Raw genomic sequence first — 15,436 nt, 5'->3', positions numbered from 1 at the left:
TTTCCTTCCCTACCCTTTCAGGCGCTGTTGAATCTGTGATTTCACTTCTTCATACGAGCTTGGATGCTTCAACATCTTTGCTACTTCCTTTATTGCAAGCTTGCTCCGCTTTTGGTGGTATTCGTTCAGGGTTGATTTTTTTTTGGTTTGGTCATGGGTTGAGAGGAATATTTATGGTTTATTAAAGCGCGTAAAACCATTCACTCAATTTTTCTCAAGATATATTTTTGCGCTTAAAATGGGAAATTCTTTTATTAGTGTTTCATATTCTCTATTATAGCAGAATGTTTTTTATCATTTTGACTAATTTTTATAAATGCTGAATAAAGTAGCGTGGTCAGAAGATAGAATATGATACAGAGCTTTTTACCTTGCACATTTAAAACCGAATCAATTTGAATACTAAAAAGGAATTAGAGCTGCTTTTCAATGAACTATATTCTGCAGGTACAGAGCCTGAATTGGATATAGTTTTAGAAAAATATCCCACAATATTTAATAATCCAGAAAATTGGAGACCATTAGGAGGGAATGAAAATAATTTTGGGGTTATTGAAAATCAGCAAGCATCACCAATTGCTTCGTTAATTGAAAAAATCACTAACAGTATTGACGCAACATTAATGCGTAAGTGTTATGAAAAAGGAATTGATCCTAAAAGTCCTACTGCTCCAAAAAGTATGGACGAAGCAGTCAATAATTTTTTTGAAAGTTCAGAATACTGGGATATTGCCTCACAAAGAAGAAAGCAAGCAGAAGAAATACAAATAGTAGCTGATGGCCCGCCAAGGGAATCATCTGTAATAATTTATGATAATGGTGAAGGTCAAAACCCTGAAGATTTTGAAGATACATTCCTGTCTTTATTAAGAGGGAATAAAAATGAAATCCATTTTGTACAGGGTAAATACAATATGGGAGGTAGTGGTGCTATAGTTTTTTGTGGTAAAAAAGGATATCAATTAGTTGCTTCAAAAAAGTGGAATTCCAATGGTGAATTTGGGTTTACCTTAGTGAGAGAACATCCATTTTCACTCGAAGAACAAGAAACCAAAAAGAATACGTGGTATGAATATTTAGTAATTGATGAAGTAATACCTTCTTTCCCAATAGATGAACTTGATTTGAAATTGCACAATCGAAGCTTTAAAACTGGAACCATTGTAAAGCTTTATTCTTATCAATTCCCTTCTGGATACTCTGGATTTGCACAAGACTTAAACCAAAGCATCAATGAGTTCATGTTTCAGCCAGCTTTACCAATTTTGACAGTTGACAAAAAAGAAAGGTACCCTAATAATAAAGTCTTGGAATTAGACCTTTTTGGATTAAAAAGAAGGCTTGAACAAACTGAAAATGATTATGTAGAAGAATCATTTTCTGAAAACTATAGTCATGAGCGTATAGGAAAAACAAAAGTAACTTGTTATGTTTTTAAAGCCCGTACAAAGGATAATAGCGTTAAAAAAACAAGAGAAAATATTCAAAAACGTTTTTTTAAAAATAACATGTCAGTACTGTTTTCTTTGAATGGGCAGGTCCATGGTCATTATACTTATGAGTTTATTTCTCGCTCATTAAAAATGAATCTTTTAAAAAACCATGTTTTAATACATGTGGATTGTACTAACATGAATTATGGGTTTCGTAAAGAGCTTTTTATGGCTTCTCGAGACAGGTTAAAACATGGCGAAGAAACACAAATTCTCAGAAAATTTCTATCTGATAAGTTGAGTAAAAGTCGATTGGCAGAAATTGAAAAAAAACGAAAAAATTCTATTTCAGTTGATGGAGGTGATACCAAAGAATTGTTGAAAGACTTCTCAAAAGAAATACCAAAAGATAGTGAGCTTTTTAAGTTGTTGGATGATACATTTAAACTTGACTTTTCTGATCAAAGCAAAAAAAAGAAACAAGACAAAAAAGAATCCAAGAAAAGGAATAAAGAAGAGCCATTTCAGCCTGAGCGATTTCCAAGCTATCTCAAATTAAAAGCTAAAAATGATGGCAAGACACCTGTTGCTGCATTGCCAAAGGGAGGAGAAAAAACACTAAAGTTTGAGACAGATGTAGAAAACCAATATTTTGACCGGGTGGAAGAACCAGGTAAATTCAAAATTGGATTATTAAATTTCAGTTCTAATGAAAGTGAAGGTGGTGATAGTCCTGGAAAACCCAAGGATCCAGAAGACATTCTAAATGTTGATGTAAGCAGTCCACTAGATGGAATTATTAAAGTCACTATGGGGCCTAAAAAAGAAAGAAAGGTTGGTGAAATGATTCAGCTCAAAGTCACATTAGACGGTACAGGTGAAGAGTTTGAAGAAACTTTTTGGGTTAAAATTGCAGATCCTGAAAAACCAAAACAGAAGTCTAAAAAAGACGAAGATGACAAAGTACCGAATATTGGCCTTCCAGATTATGTTTTAGTATATGAGCAAGAAAATGAAGAAGATAAAGGTGGTACTACCTGGGAAAAACTTTCAGAACAAGGAATCGAATTTGACTTTCCAAATGTGATGTATCCCCAGATGAGTGGAGAAAAGCTTGAAAAAATATTCATCAACATGGATAGTAGAGTGCTTAAAAATTACAAAAGCAAAATCAAAAACATTAATGAGGAGCAAATAAATACTGCCCATAAAAAATACATCACTTCAGTTTACTTTCACACCTTGTTTCTATATACAATCACCCGTAAACGCGGCTACCGGGTTTTGCAAGCGGTACAAGGACAAGAGGATAAACCTGTAAGTCTTGATGATTATCTTCAGGATGTGTTTGATAATTATTACTCCGAGTTTATCTTGAATTTTGGGATGGAACAGTTGATGAGTAGTTTAGGAGATTGATTTAATGGTTGGTCTGTAAGTTAAGAGGTAAAAAAACATACTGAAAATTATACCAATGGAGGTTTGAATTTTATAACGAAACAGCTGATAAAATTTGTAAGTGATTAAAAATGTCATCAACTACTCTTCTCAATGTTACTCAAGCCGCTATCCACCTGGGCATCACCAAAGCTCTGTTAATGGCTTATGTACGCAATTCTCCAAAAGTTGACGGGAAAAAGTTAAATACGATTGTAAAGGATGGAATCAATTATTTTAAGGAGAATGAGCTGGATGAATTTAATAATTATCTAAAAGAACCTTGGGCACAGTCCAATGAGCCGCGTCCTGCAATTCCTTCTTATATTCAGGAATATCTGCACACCGAAAGCAATGGAGAGTGCACTATTACAGGGAAGGGATATCCGCTGGAAAATGCTCACATAACTCCCTATGCGGAATGCAGGAACCATCATCATCATAACCTCATCAGAATTTACAAAGGAATCCATGGAGAAATTGATGGAGGGACGGTGTCCATTGAAGAGCTTCACAAAAGAAAGAATCAGTTAATTGAAATTCTGAGGCAACGCCTACGTCAGGAAAAAGATAGCTACAGAGCTTCTTTCTTACCTCCAAAACCACATCCTTTTTTTGTTGGTCGTGAACAAGCACTAATTGAACTCACGCACATCATGGAATTTGAACGTGTGGTGGTGATTGAAGGTATTGGAGGTATAGGGAAAACTCAATTATTACTTCAGACACTTGATAATGTAAAATATCATGTTCCGCTGGTATGGATTGATATTGAATCCTTAGAAACGTTGGACGACCTAATACTTCAAATGTCCAATGCTATTACTGAGCTTACGGGTCAAGTGGTGACCGATTCATTGGTTAATGCCTTAAGAGATTTGCATATCACCATCGCCTTGGATAGTTTTGAGAAACTCCTAATTAGCTATCGGGATAAAGCCGAGGACTTTATTTCCGCTTTAATGAATCAAACTGAAAAGGTTCAACTGCTGATTACTACTCAGGTAGATATATCACTAATGGATGTTGAGAAAACCGTCTTGAAACTGGAGGGAATTGAGCCAGAAGCAAGCCAATTGATCCTACAGGAGTTGTCACCGGAGGAAATAGCTTTAACAGCGGGCGAGATTGAGTGGTTTGTTAAATTCTCAGGGGGACACCCGCTAAGTCTAAAAATCATTTCAGGACTTTTGCGCTTCTACAAATCTGCAAAACGAGTCATGAAGCAACTTCAGAGGAATGATTCGCTCAAGCAACCAATGCGTCAAAAACACAATAAGAAAACAGCTCTTTCCATATGTCTCAGTTTGGCTTACGAAAGTCTAACCTCAGATCAGCGTGGTCTTTTGCATATTGCTAAATTCTACCCCGGAGGAGTTAAACTGCGATATTTGGAAGAAAGCCGTGACTCTTTATATGAAGATGTGGCGGTACTGGAGCAATTCTTTTTTGCACGGAGAAAGACAGATGCCACGGATTTTGAACGCTTATTTATAGCCAATCCGGTTGAAAAGTTCTTATTTGACAAGGCTAGCGTGGAAACTGAAGATAAAGGAGTCAAGCTACAGCGAGAACAGTTAATCAATATAATGATTGAAGCTAATGTGATTGCTCATCATTATATTGAATCTGCACTAAAAGGCCCTACGGAACTCGGTGTAATCCGAATGGAGTCAGAGTTCCCCAACATTCTGAGAGCATTTTGGATTGCAACGAAGATGATTGAATTAGTAGAGGAAAGGAAAGAGGAAGAATTTAAAGAGGATTATTTCAGAGTGGTGGCGGGTATAGCAGGAGCTTTAGGTAAATTCTGCTTTATTCGGGGGTACTTTAGGCATGGAATAAAAATAGCGAAAGAAGGAATTAGGGCAAATATTGAACTGGGTGAGATAAGTTCAGCAAGCACGCAATATGTTTATCTCGCCCAACTGCAACTCAGGCAATATGATCTTGAGGCATTTGAAAATACATGTGAAGAACTATGTCAATTAGCCAAGAGCTCAAATGAGACAAGTGCTATAAGGGACTGTCACTGGATGAAAGGTAGAGTGGCACGGGATAAGGGTGAAATAGAAGCTGCGATAAAATTTTTTAAGGAGGCAAAATCTTTATTGCTCCAAAAGTACGAGAATGAACGAGGAAATAAAGAAATGGATCAGGAAATTGTTAGCGTGAGTAGCTTGGGCAATCTTGCTCTTTTAGATTCGGAGATTGCTCATGCTTTTGCTGATAATGGTAATTTTCAAGATGCCATAACATATTATACTCTGGCGATTGAGAATCAGAAAAAGATAAATGATGATACCAACTTGTACAGCTGTTATCATCAGTTAGCAAATTGCTTAATCCAGAAGGGGGATATGAGCGGCTTAGAGTATTATTTTAAGGCGATTGAAGGGTTTAAAAGGACAGGGCAACTGGAATATTTAGGTAATTCCTTTTCTGAACTTGGTCGATTTGTGCTGGAAAGGCCTGAGCTTGCTCAGCATGATTTATTGAATGAAGAAGCTTTTTCCTTGGTATTGCACAGCTTAAGTTATCAGGTGAATGAATTCTTGAGCCGCCATCCAAATAACCCAAATCCCTTAGATCAAATCCCTTTTGATTTATCAGGAAAGGCAATTTTGATAATGAAGTTGATAAGCTTTACTGACCATGCTTATTTATTATTTGATTGGGCAGAGGGCTTTAGGAATAAGATTGATCCAAACTTAAAACTCTCTTACTTCTCTGCTTTTTTGAATGTTGCCCACCTTATTGGTGGTGTGGTGTATAGTCTTCCCCATGCTACCGAAAAGGATAGAGTTATGAAATACTTATTACAAGGAGTGCTCATTCTCAATGGAGGTCCCGATCTAAAGAGTCAGACTTTCATTTTTTATTGGCTTGCCGCTTGGATGAGGCATACTAAATTTGACAAAAACGCATCAGCAGAAGTCTTGTTACAGGCAGCTTGGGATAGTTTTGAGGAGTAACTGCGATACTCAAGTAATATTGTGTAATGATGAAGATAGTTAATCAGAGTTTGCTTGGTTCAATTCATCTACCCAGTCTTTAACTATGATTATTGGTTTATAATTATGGTCTTTGTCTCTGATAAGAGTAGTAATCCAATCAGGACATCTTGATTGGACAAGATCATTCGTTTGTACAGAGGTTCTATTTACAATCCTCCAATCTTGTTGTTGTGTTGTTGTTAACCTGTCATTCCATGTAATAAGTAAATCACAGTTAATAAGAACTTTAGGGTTGTTAGGGTTGTCAAAATCATCTACTAGATTAGAACAATTTACCTTGAATTCAAGTGATAAAAGATCATTTTCAGATCTCACATTACCATCTTCATAAACAAACTTTCCATCAAAAACACCCTGGCTTAACAATCCATATGTCGGCAGTTCTTGTTCTCTTACCTTCAATAACTGATAAAATAAAGCGATGAGTGTATTTTCATCAGTAGGAATTTTTTTTATATCAACACCCGGTATATCAATATCATCTTGTTGGACAAAGTTGGAGTCCTCAATTTTGCTAGTATTTGGGGTTTTATTTACAAACTCTTTAGTCAAACGATTAAGTGTGCATTCAAAAGCTTCTCTAAAAAACTCTACAGATTTTCTGCGAAGCCCTGTGTTTATGAGCTCAGTCTTACCTTCATTGAGTTTTCCATCAACATTTAATATGAATGTTATAGGATTGAAATAAAATGATTGATTCGAACTACGTGCGGTCAATTCATGTTGTGTTGGAATTCCATTAGCAGCGATTAGCTTAATACCGTAATTATTACCCAAGAATTGCTCATAGTAATCCATTCTGCCAATTAAAATATAAATACCCATGATATTTGGTAAAAAGTTTTTAAACCTGCGCTTGTTACGATCGTAACGATCAATTGAGCCTGGGTTTATAAGGGTTAAAAACTCTTTATATCTAGCTTCATAATCATCTTCATTTTTTGAATAGTCTGGTGTAAATGTTTTCAAATACACCTGACTCTTTAATACAGGATTTCCAACTCTACCTCCCGGTGGGATATCAAATTCATGAATATTGAAAGGGACAACTCTAGGATTCTCTGAACGCACAGAATCAATGATATTGTTAAAGTCTATAAATTTATTCTTCAGTTCTAATTTAAGTACTCTTTCTTCCTCAGATAGTTCGGAAATAACCTCTTTTAAAAACTCATCATTAACATCGCTAGTCTCAAGTTCTTCAAAGTCAAGTTTGATTTCAATATTAATTTTCTTAGCATATACGTCTTCATTACTTCTGAGCCTTGTGTTCATCAATTTATGCACTGAACCAATATATGTATGGGTAGTAAAATAGTACCTAAGTAGGTACAAGAGCATATCTGCTTTACTCTTATCTTTTAAATGAAAATTTTGTTGTTGCACCTCAGGCCATTTCCACCTAAAGTTACTCTCCGAGTATAGAATAATGTCTAAAATTTCCTCTAATGCAGATATTACAAGGTTATTATCAAATTCAATTTCAATTAAAGTACCTTGTTCATCTAAACCTCCGTTTCCAATAGATATGGGGGCATCATCAGCACCTTCAGTTTCAAGGTACTTAGCCGCATTGGAAATTTCCACGTCCCACATGCTTCCGTCACTTAACTTAGATTTTAGATGAAATCTGTTTGAAGAATAAATCACACTTTTCAACCCCACACCCTGATATCCCATTGTATCAGATTGATCTATCTTGTCAGTTCCATCAGGAAGTAATAACTGGAAGTTTTGAGGAAAACCACTTCCTTCGTCTTGCACTGTAACTATATTGGATTTTAATTTCACTGTAACTTGAATCGCTCCTTCCCTAATGTCATTGCGTTTTTGAATAGCATCTATTGAGTTCTGAATTGGCTCATGAAAGACTCTCCAGACATCAGAGTATTTTTCAATAATTCTTTTTATACGGTTCACAACAATTATTTGTGAACTATCTTCATTTAAAGAGTTTAGACTTTCGTATTGCATTTTATATCATTATATATTTATATAAAACAAGCTGCACAGCCTTCGCCTTCAGCCTCAGCTAATTTGTCCATTAAATAAGGAGAATTGTTTTCCTTTTTGTCTTTTGCTTTTTTAGAACGAGCCAAAGCATCTTCTTTAATCTTGTGAATGCGCTCTGGTTTTATCAATTCTTCCAATCTTTCATCTTGCATCCAGGTATAGCCTTCTTTTTCATATTCCATGGCCAGTTTAAAACGCTCGGGGTGTTGCTCATAGAGCCAGACCCATTCTATTTTTTGCTGGAAAAAACAGAAAAAGCAGCCGGAGCGGCTGCGCGCGTATTCGCCTTTTTCTCCATTCACCTCAAAAGTGACCTTCTCATAATATTTTGGTACGCCCACTCCACTTTCCCTCAAGGTGCGGAAAATATCATCGCGCACTAAAATATCCTCATTGTCAATCAATGGGAAATCAGGTGTATCTGCAAGCGGATACTCTGTTTCTTTCAAATAATCATAAACCACCTGGTTGAAAGTTTGAATGCCCAGGTCGAGCAATGCATTGAGCTTTTGCTTTTGATCAAAATCAGGCGAAACAGGCTCTTTTACGATTTCGTAAATACGGTTTAGTTTATTGGCATCTGCATATTTCTCATAGCGTTGTGTCAACTGATCTATCTGCTCGTTTTTCAAGACTTTGCGAACTACATCTTCGCTCCAAATATTTTTCCGAAAAGGAAAAATGGATTGGATATTGGATTTTTTGGAGATGTAGCCTTCCCTGTTTTCATCCCCTCTAATTCCTACATAGGATATTACAGGATCATCGCCTACATATTTTTCAAAAGGATCTAATTTTAGTTTTTTTGTGCACCAACGCGCATTTGAAGAGGGTAGATAACCGCCAAATATCTTGTAGTAATGGTCAAAAGGATCTTCATGGCTGTCTTTTGCTGCTTCCAGCTTAATGACTTTTTTGCCGAGATAGCTTTCAAGATTTTTAATCAAATTATAGGTTTCTTCCAGCTCTTTTCCCGTATCACAGAAATAATATTCAATATCCAATTCAGGATATTTCTGGTTCAGGTAAATGGCAAGTGCAGCGCTGTCCTTACCTCCTGATATTCCGAGAACGTGTCGTACTTTAGTCATTTTGCAATTGTTCTTTTAATAGTTTTACTAATATATGAATATTTACCTGACGATCCTTGTCTAAGCTGCTTTTAATTTTGTTTTCTAAGGCCGCAGTGTTTTTGGTTTTTCCTTTTGGTACCCGAACGAGATTTTTACGCAATCCTTTTACAAAATCAGTAATCTCAATCTTAAAAACATCTTCTTTTTCAGCGTCAATATCTGCACTGCTGATCTCTGAAAGATTGTCAAGCGCAATAACTATATCATTAAAACCTTCGTATAATTTTTGTTCATCATCATCGCTGATATGGTCTAAAGATTTCCCTACTATGGCCTGCCCCATAGAACTCAACCATAATTTACGATCGTCTAAAGCAGAGTTTAATCTTTGATAGAACACTTTTTGCTGCGGCAATAATAAGTGTGGTTTGATTTGCTTAAACCTGTTTTGTAATCTTTCTTTATAACCTGGAAATGCCAGGTTTTCAGAAAGAATATTTTCCTGAATAAAAGCTTCAAAACGATTGATCAGTTCATCATAGCAACTTCTTAATTCACGAATATGGTTTTGCAATTCTTTGACATATACTTCAAGTTGCTTTTCATTTTTTTGAAGCTGAACCATAGAATAACCAAGTGCAGAGGGGAAGTCTTCAAAAAAGGTTTTTTCAGGCTCTTTGGACTGAACAATAGCCGATCTCAAAGCGATTGTTTCTTTTGAAAGCCGCATGGTGTTTTTTGCATAATCGGGCAAGTCTTTATAAAAGATAAAGAACGGGCGTATGGTTTCAATAAAGCTTTTGTTTGAAACTTTCTGCTTTGTGTTTTGCTCAAGCAGAGTTCGGTATTTGTTGAAAAGATTGAGCTTGGGACCATCTACATCGAATGACTTAATGGTGTAATCTTTAGGCTTTCTAACAATCAAGTTCAGTGAATCTGCACTGAGCTCAGGAATGTAACCGCTTTCGCCAAATAGTGCATAATCATCCCTTTTGATAAAAAGGAAAATGGGCAACCAAAAATCTATAAATCCTTTTTTCAGTTTGAAAGGTCGTTTGGACAGGACATCACTTAAATCTTTTAGATTTCTTTTATTGGATTTTGCAGAATCCAAAAATTCAATGCTTGCAGCCCACAGTGCTTTAAAAGATTCCTCACTTGGCTTTTGTAGCACAAAACCTTCTTTGGTTTTTTTATGTATTTCAGTTGCTTTCAGCAAGCTGAGATAAATGGTTTTTTCAGGAGGAAACTTATCCGATGGAAAGCTTAAATCTATTTCCTGCCAGTTATTGATCAGGTTTTCGATAAGGCTTTTCCGAGCAGTAGATATAGCTCCTGAAACATTGGTTTTATTCAGTAATTCATTTTTAAAAACAGGCGTATGGCTATATACCTTGTCGCATATTTCAGAAAGCTGCCTGTTAAAGGATTTTTTGTCTTTGAGCTTGATTTTCTTTCCCTGAAAGTACCAATCCACAGGAGCAGAAGCGTTGTGCAGGCTACCCATAACATAGTGGTTGAGCAATCTGGCCTGGTGCTGAATGATGGAATCCAATTCACGTTTGGCTATTTTATCATCTAAGTTTTGCTCTCGTACTTTTTTGATTTTTTCAATCTCATAAATCAAATTCCTAATCTCAGATGTGTTTTTATACCAGCCAAAAAGTATAGCCTCATTGCTTTCTTGAGCATGTTTTTTAAGTTCATCAGATGAAAGGTTTTCAGAGAAAATCAAATTGATAAAACCATCGATTTCTCCTTCAGGAACTTCATTAATCGGGGCCTCGCTTAATACAAATTCAAAAAATCGCGGTGTGCCTTTCTGGTAATAAACAGCTTTGGCAGGGATATAAGGAAATTCAAAATGCTCTTTTAAATGATAAACAACATCGGAAATTTGCTCAACCAAATTTCCGGCTGCATCAATAGCAAGGTCTATATCCAAGTCGGTACCTTCAAAAATATTGTACTTACGTAAGTGTTTGGTAAACCGAATGAGCTTGAGCTTTTCAAGCTGATCAATGAGTTTTTCAGCAGATTTTATACCTAAACTAAACCGGGCGTATTTAGAAAGAAAATCTTTATCGATTACAGCAGCCTCGCTTCCAAAGATATTGAGCAGTCCAATTGTTTTAAGCAATTTTGCTGCCTCATTAAAATCAGATTCCATTAGTGATTCCGATCTTTCTATAGATGCACGAATTGCCGCCCATTGTGTGTAATGCGGATTGAATTTAGTGCTTAGCAGTGAATGATAATTGTGCAATAAATAATCGTACACATTGCTGATATTATAATAGGTTTCTTTTCCATCAAAATCCTGAATGCCCAAATGATCATTTGACTCAATAAAGGAGAAAAGCGATCTTTCATTTTGGCCGTAGCGCTGCAATGCCAATGTTAAAACGGAAGCAGACAAAATATCAAAAGGCAAAAGCTTTTGAGCAAAATCTTCATTAAAGTAATCTCTCAGCGGAAAGACTTTTGCCTCTTTAATTGCTTTGAATAATTCGGGAAAATGAGTGCTTGATTTTTGCGTAAGTTCTTTATTGGAAAGTTGTTCGGCTGCTAAATAGAGCAACTGTTCAACGGGTTCGTTAAAAGTAAGTTCTTTTAACCTGCCTTTCACTTTGTCCCATTCATGTCTTTGTGCTTTTGTCAGCTCAAGTGCATACGCATTGAAATCTTGGTGTAGGGTAGTGAGCAGCAAAATATCCCTTTCAGTATTGTTTACATATTCTGCCAATTGCTGAATAAAGTATAGCTCGATATCGGGTTTGTTTTTAGCAGCAAATTCTAAAAATTTACCGAACTCATCTACAACTATTACAAGTCCTTTTTTCTCAATTTTAAGCTTTTCATAAAAATTGTCAATTTCATGAATGATATCTTGTGCCTTAACATCATCTTTAGCTTTGAATCCGAAAGCATTGGCAAACGCATCCATTAATGAATCAAACTCACCAATAACCTGAAAGAATTCAAATCCTTTGATATTCTTAAACTGACTTTTTTCTAAATCAGAAAAATAGTTGTGTTCCTTGTTCAGGTTCTTTTTTAGTGCCCATACAAATGCAGACTTACCCGTGCCATAAGCACCAACAATATTGAATGAACGCACTCCAAGATGATAATCCTTAGCCAACTGATTGAAAACCACCTTTGCGTTGGGCGTGGGAATATAATTCAGGTTTTTATCCTTGTCCCGAATAATATTTACCGAGCGAGAGTAATCTTTTTGATTATTGGTAATAGTCATTTAACACCTCGAATTTTTCAGGTTTGCTCTTGAACTGTAGCACTTGGTTGCCCGCAGTTTCAGAAAAAATTATTTCAGGATAGTACTCTGTTATTGCTTTAATTTTATTGAAAAGCCCTTCAGCATTTAGCGCAAAGACCAAACCTGGAGCATTAAAGCCAATTTGCATTTCTTTAAATGAGATAGAATTTTCCTGGTCTTTTAGTTTATTTAAGATGGCGTATAAAACAATTTGAAAAGGCAAGTCTTCCCTTTTCTCATTGTCAATCTTATACCAATTGCTGAATTCTTTAGCCTCAACATTCGTAAGCTTATATTGCTTCAATAAATCCAAATCCTGTAACAATCCAATAAAATCATCCTCTACACTTATTTTTCCTGTCTTGGGCTTGGTATAGTTTTTCAGAAAAACATTTATATCAGTATTTACAGTATTCTCATTGTAATTGGATTCTGTTTCAAGACATGCCCTTTTAATGAAATTATGCAAGTGAGACTTCGTAAAGTCGAAGCGTTCTTTTCTAAACTGATTGAAAACTAAACTATAGATTGAAGCTTTACCCTGTGCAACCAAATGATAATGCAATAACCAAATGGTCCCAATATCTTCTATAAAAGGGTCTTTTCCATTTTCAGCAAATAAATAGTCTGATACATGTTGTAAGCTGTCATTTTCATCTGCAATTCCAAAAGACTTTAACCAATATCTTATAGAGCCAACCATGTTTTTTCCTACGCCCAAATCTATAACTGCCGTATCATCTGAAAAGCTCTTGTTTTCCGATATAAAGTCATAACCTTTCTTAAGCCAGAATTGCTTACAGATAAATGAATCGTGTCCTGAAAAATGTAATTTATCCATGATCAAATTTCATGTAACTTACGAATATTGTTTACTACTTCCTTTACAATTTTTTCCACCTCTGTTAATTCATTTATTGTATTAAACTTCCCTAAACTAAAGCGAATTGAGGAATATGCCAATTCATTGGACAACCCCATCGAAATCAAAACATGGGAAGGTTCAATAGCGGCAGAGGAACAAGCAGAACCAGTTGAAACAGCCATTTTCATTCTTGTCTGTAGAATTAAATCTTCAGCATCCACCCCTTTAAAACAAATATTGCTCACATTGTAGAGCCGCTGTGCTCTATTTCCATTCACAAAAGTATCATCCAATTCTAAAAGCACATTTTCCAATTGGGTTCTTAAGGCGCCTATCCTTTCTTCATCTGCTTTCATTTCAGTTTTTGCAATTTCAGCAGCTTTTCCCAATCCAACAATCCCCGGTACATTCATTGTGCCACTACGCATTCCTCTTTCATGTCCTCCGCCATGAATCAAAGCTTCTAATATTGTCGGACTAGGTCGTTTATTGCGCACATACAAAGCACCCACTCCTTTTGGCCCATAAAATTTATGTCCCGAGAAAGCCATCAAATCAATGCCCATTTCATTAACATCAACATGCATTTTTCCTAAAACCTGAGTGGCATCAGTCATAAAAAAAGCTCCCTTTTCATGAGCTAATTCTGCTATCTCTTTTATGGGTTGAATCACACCTGTTTCATTATTGACCAACATCACTGCAACTAAAATAGTATCAGCCCTAATATTTTCCTTTACTAAATCAAGGTCTAAAAGTCCATCATTATTCACCGGTAAATAAGTCACCTCAAAACCTTTGCTTTCAAGATATTTACAGCAATCTATTACAGCAGGATGTTCAGTTGAAACGGTAACAATATGCTTGCCTTTTTCTGTGTGTTTTTCAAGCACTCCTTTTATAGCGAGATTAATGGCTTCTGTAGCTCCAGAAGTAAAAATGATTTCATGTGAGTCGCAATGGATTAAATCTGCAATTTGATTTCTTGCTCTTTTAACAGCTTTATTGGCATTTACACCAAACTCATGATTACTCGAAGCATTTCCATAATCATCTTTTAAAAAGGGCATCATTTCCTCCAAAACCCGAGGATCGATTTTAGTTGTAGCATTATTGTCTAAGTAGATGGGATATTGCATAGCCATTGATAAAAGTACAAATTAAAGCAATACTTCTGCTTTCTTCTATGCAAAGAATCGCACAGTGAATTTGAATCCGGGATTGGAATTTTACTACAATAAATCTGTTATTTTATTTACATTAGTCAGCAAAGTACATATCATGAGTATTTCTCTCCTTTTTGAAAAATTTGAGCAATTGCCGCCCAGGGCCAGGAATCAGGCAAGGGATTTTATAAACTTCCTTTATGAGCGTTATGCCAGTAAAAAAACACCTTCCGCAGATCCAGGAGAAAGAATTTCAGAAAATGCATTCTTTGGCCGATGGAAAGACCGAAAAGAAATGAATGACAGTGTAAAGTGGGTCAGGAATGTCAGAAAATCACAATGGACAGGCAAATAAACCATAGATGACCGATACGCTGCTAATTGATACAGATGTTTTAATTGATTTTAGCCGGGGCATCGAAAAGGCGAAATCTAAAATCAAAACATTTGAAGTTGATCATACACTTTCTGTGAGTGTAGTTACTCAACTTGAATTAATGGTAGGTTGTGAAAACAAAGCTGATTTTAAAGCACTTCAAAAATTCCTGAATAATTTTGATATTATTTTAATCAACCATGCAGTTTCAGAAAGATCAGTGCAACTTTTTGAAAAATACAGATTAAGTCATGGAGTGCAAATTGCCGATATGTTGATTGCCGCTACAGCTATTGAGTATGATTTAGCACTGCTCACAAAGAATCAAAAAGATTTTCGCTTTATTAAAGACCTAAAGCTTCTGAAATATTGAATTCAGCATTTTTTGCTGCAATATCTTTGCTAATTCCTTATAATGCAACCTTGCTCTGCTTTTGTTGGTATTCGTTCAGGGTTAATTTTTCTGTTGATGCAGCATACTGTAATGATGCTTGAATATCTTCGGGTGTCAAATCGGGCATTTCCTGAATGACTTGTTCAGCAGTCAACCCGTTGGCCAACAAGCTCAACACATCGGCTACACGAATTCGCATCCCCCTGATACAGGGCTTACCACCACATTGATTGACATCAAATGTAATTCTCGACAATAGTTTCTTATCCATAACTGTTAATTGTGCTTGTTAAACCCAAAATACTAAAATTTTGGTTCAATGAATCATTATACCATTTTAACTATAAAATGCCGCATTAAAACTATTTCTGTAATGGTGGTT

General features: G+C 35.8%; 10 protein-coding genes. 4 read left to right on the top strand and 6 right to left on the bottom strand.

What is annotated here, in order from left to right; genetic code table 11:
• Positions 1-395 precede the first annotated feature (395 nt).
• A complete protein-coding gene (locus WD048_00050; protein MEX0810570.1) occupies positions 396-2,852 on the top strand; it encodes a hypothetical protein in 2,457 nt (818 codons plus the stop codon).
• 110 nt (positions 2,853-2,962) lie between these two features.
• The gene (locus WD048_00045) at positions 2,963-5,845 is read left to right on the top strand and encodes a tetratricopeptide repeat protein (protein MEX0810569.1); all 2,883 of its coding nucleotides are present in this window, start codon (positions 2,963-2,965) and stop codon (positions 5,843-5,845) included.
• Between the two features lie 39 nt (positions 5,846-5,884).
• On the opposite strand, the gene WD048_00040 is transcribed toward WD048_00045, so the two are convergent.
• The 5 genes from WD048_00040 to WD048_00020 are packed head-to-tail and all read right to left on the bottom strand — an operon-like array spanning position 5,885 to position 14,257.
• Entirely contained in the window at positions 5,885-7,861 is a 1,977-nt protein-coding gene (locus WD048_00040) for a hypothetical protein (GenBank protein MEX0810568.1), read from the bottom strand.
• A 17-nt stretch (positions 7,862-7,878) separates the two neighbouring features.
• Positions 7,879-8,991 carry a phosphoadenosine phosphosulfate reductase family protein gene (locus WD048_00035; protein MEX0810567.1) on the bottom strand — a complete coding sequence of 371 codons (1,113 nt, stop codon included), beginning with the start codon at positions 8,989-8,991 and terminating at the stop codon, positions 7,879-7,881.
• Positions 8,984-12,232: a hypothetical protein gene (locus WD048_00030; protein MEX0810566.1), complete on the bottom strand. Its 3,249-nt coding sequence runs from the start codon at positions 12,230-12,232 to the stop codon at positions 8,984-8,986. Before WD048_00030 ends, WD048_00035 begins: the two co-directional genes overlap by 8 nt.
• A complete protein-coding gene (locus tag WD048_00025; GenBank protein MEX0810565.1) occupies positions 12,216-13,094 on the bottom strand; it encodes a DUF4007 family protein in 879 nt (292 codons plus the stop codon). The genes WD048_00030 and WD048_00025 overlap by 17 nt, the downstream gene beginning before the upstream one ends.
• A gap of 2 nt (positions 13,095-13,096) precedes the next feature.
• On the bottom strand, positions 13,097-14,257 hold the full coding sequence (locus WD048_00020; protein ID MEX0810564.1) for a cysteine desulfurase family protein: 1,161 nt from the start codon (positions 14,255-14,257) through the stop codon (positions 13,097-13,099).
• 142 nt (positions 14,258-14,399) lie between these two features.
• Between WD048_00020 and WD048_00015 the strand changes: the two genes are divergently transcribed.
• Both WD048_00015 and WD048_00010 read left to right on the top strand, forming a co-directional pair.
• On the top strand, positions 14,400-14,639 hold the full coding sequence (locus WD048_00015; protein ID MEX0810563.1) for a hypothetical protein: 240 nt from the start codon (positions 14,400-14,402) through the stop codon (positions 14,637-14,639).
• A gap of 7 nt (positions 14,640-14,646) precedes the next feature.
• The gene (locus WD048_00010; protein ID MEX0810562.1) at positions 14,647-15,033 is read left to right on the top strand and encodes a type II toxin-antitoxin system VapC family toxin; all 387 of its coding nucleotides are present in this window, start codon (positions 14,647-14,649) and stop codon (positions 15,031-15,033) included.
• A 37-nt stretch (positions 15,034-15,070) separates the two neighbouring features.
• Here WD048_00010 and WD048_00005 read toward each other — a convergent pair whose 3' ends face one another.
• Positions 15,071-15,325 carry a DUF433 domain-containing protein gene (locus WD048_00005; GenBank protein ID MEX0810561.1) on the bottom strand — a complete coding sequence of 85 codons (255 nt, stop codon included), beginning with the start codon at positions 15,323-15,325 and terminating at the stop codon, positions 15,071-15,073.
• Positions 15,326-15,436 lie beyond the last annotated feature (111 nt).

It is taken from the genome of Chitinophagales bacterium, from assembly GCA_040877935.1.
Classification (GTDB): domain Bacteria; phylum Bacteroidota; class Bacteroidia; order Chitinophagales; family CAIOSU01; genus JBBDNB01.
This window is presented reverse-complemented; position numbering and strand designations above follow the sequence as displayed.

What these genes read in the sequence shown, in the direction of transcription:
- WD048_00040 (MEX0810568.1), bottom strand. Translation starts at nt 7,861, where the DNA reads ATGCAATACGAAAGTCTAAACTCTTTAAATGAAGATAGTTCACAAATA.
- WD048_00045 (MEX0810569.1), top strand. Translation starts at nt 2,963, where the DNA reads ATGTCATCAACTACTCTTCTCAATGTTACTCAAGCCGCTATCCACCTG.
- WD048_00035 (MEX0810567.1), bottom strand. Translation starts at nt 8,991, where the DNA reads ATGACTAAAGTACGACACGTTCTCGGAATATCAGGAGGTAAGGACAGC.
- WD048_00005 (MEX0810561.1), bottom strand. Translation starts at nt 15,325, where the DNA reads ATGGATAAGAAACTATTGTCGAGAATTACATTTGATGTCAATCAATGT.
- WD048_00010 (MEX0810562.1), top strand. Translation starts at nt 14,647, where the DNA reads ATGACCGATACGCTGCTAATTGATACAGATGTTTTAATTGATTTTAGC.
- WD048_00030 (MEX0810566.1), bottom strand. Translation starts at nt 12,232, where the DNA reads ATGACTATTACCAATAATCAAAAAGATTACTCTCGCTCGGTAAATATT.
- WD048_00025 (MEX0810565.1), bottom strand. Translation starts at nt 13,094, where the DNA reads ATGGATAAATTACATTTTTCAGGACACGATTCATTTATCTGTAAGCAA.
- WD048_00015 (MEX0810563.1), top strand. Translation starts at nt 14,400, where the DNA reads ATGAGTATTTCTCTCCTTTTTGAAAAATTTGAGCAATTGCCGCCCAGG.
- WD048_00020 (MEX0810564.1), bottom strand. Translation starts at nt 14,257, where the DNA reads ATGCAATATCCCATCTACTTAGACAATAATGCTACAACTAAAATCGAT.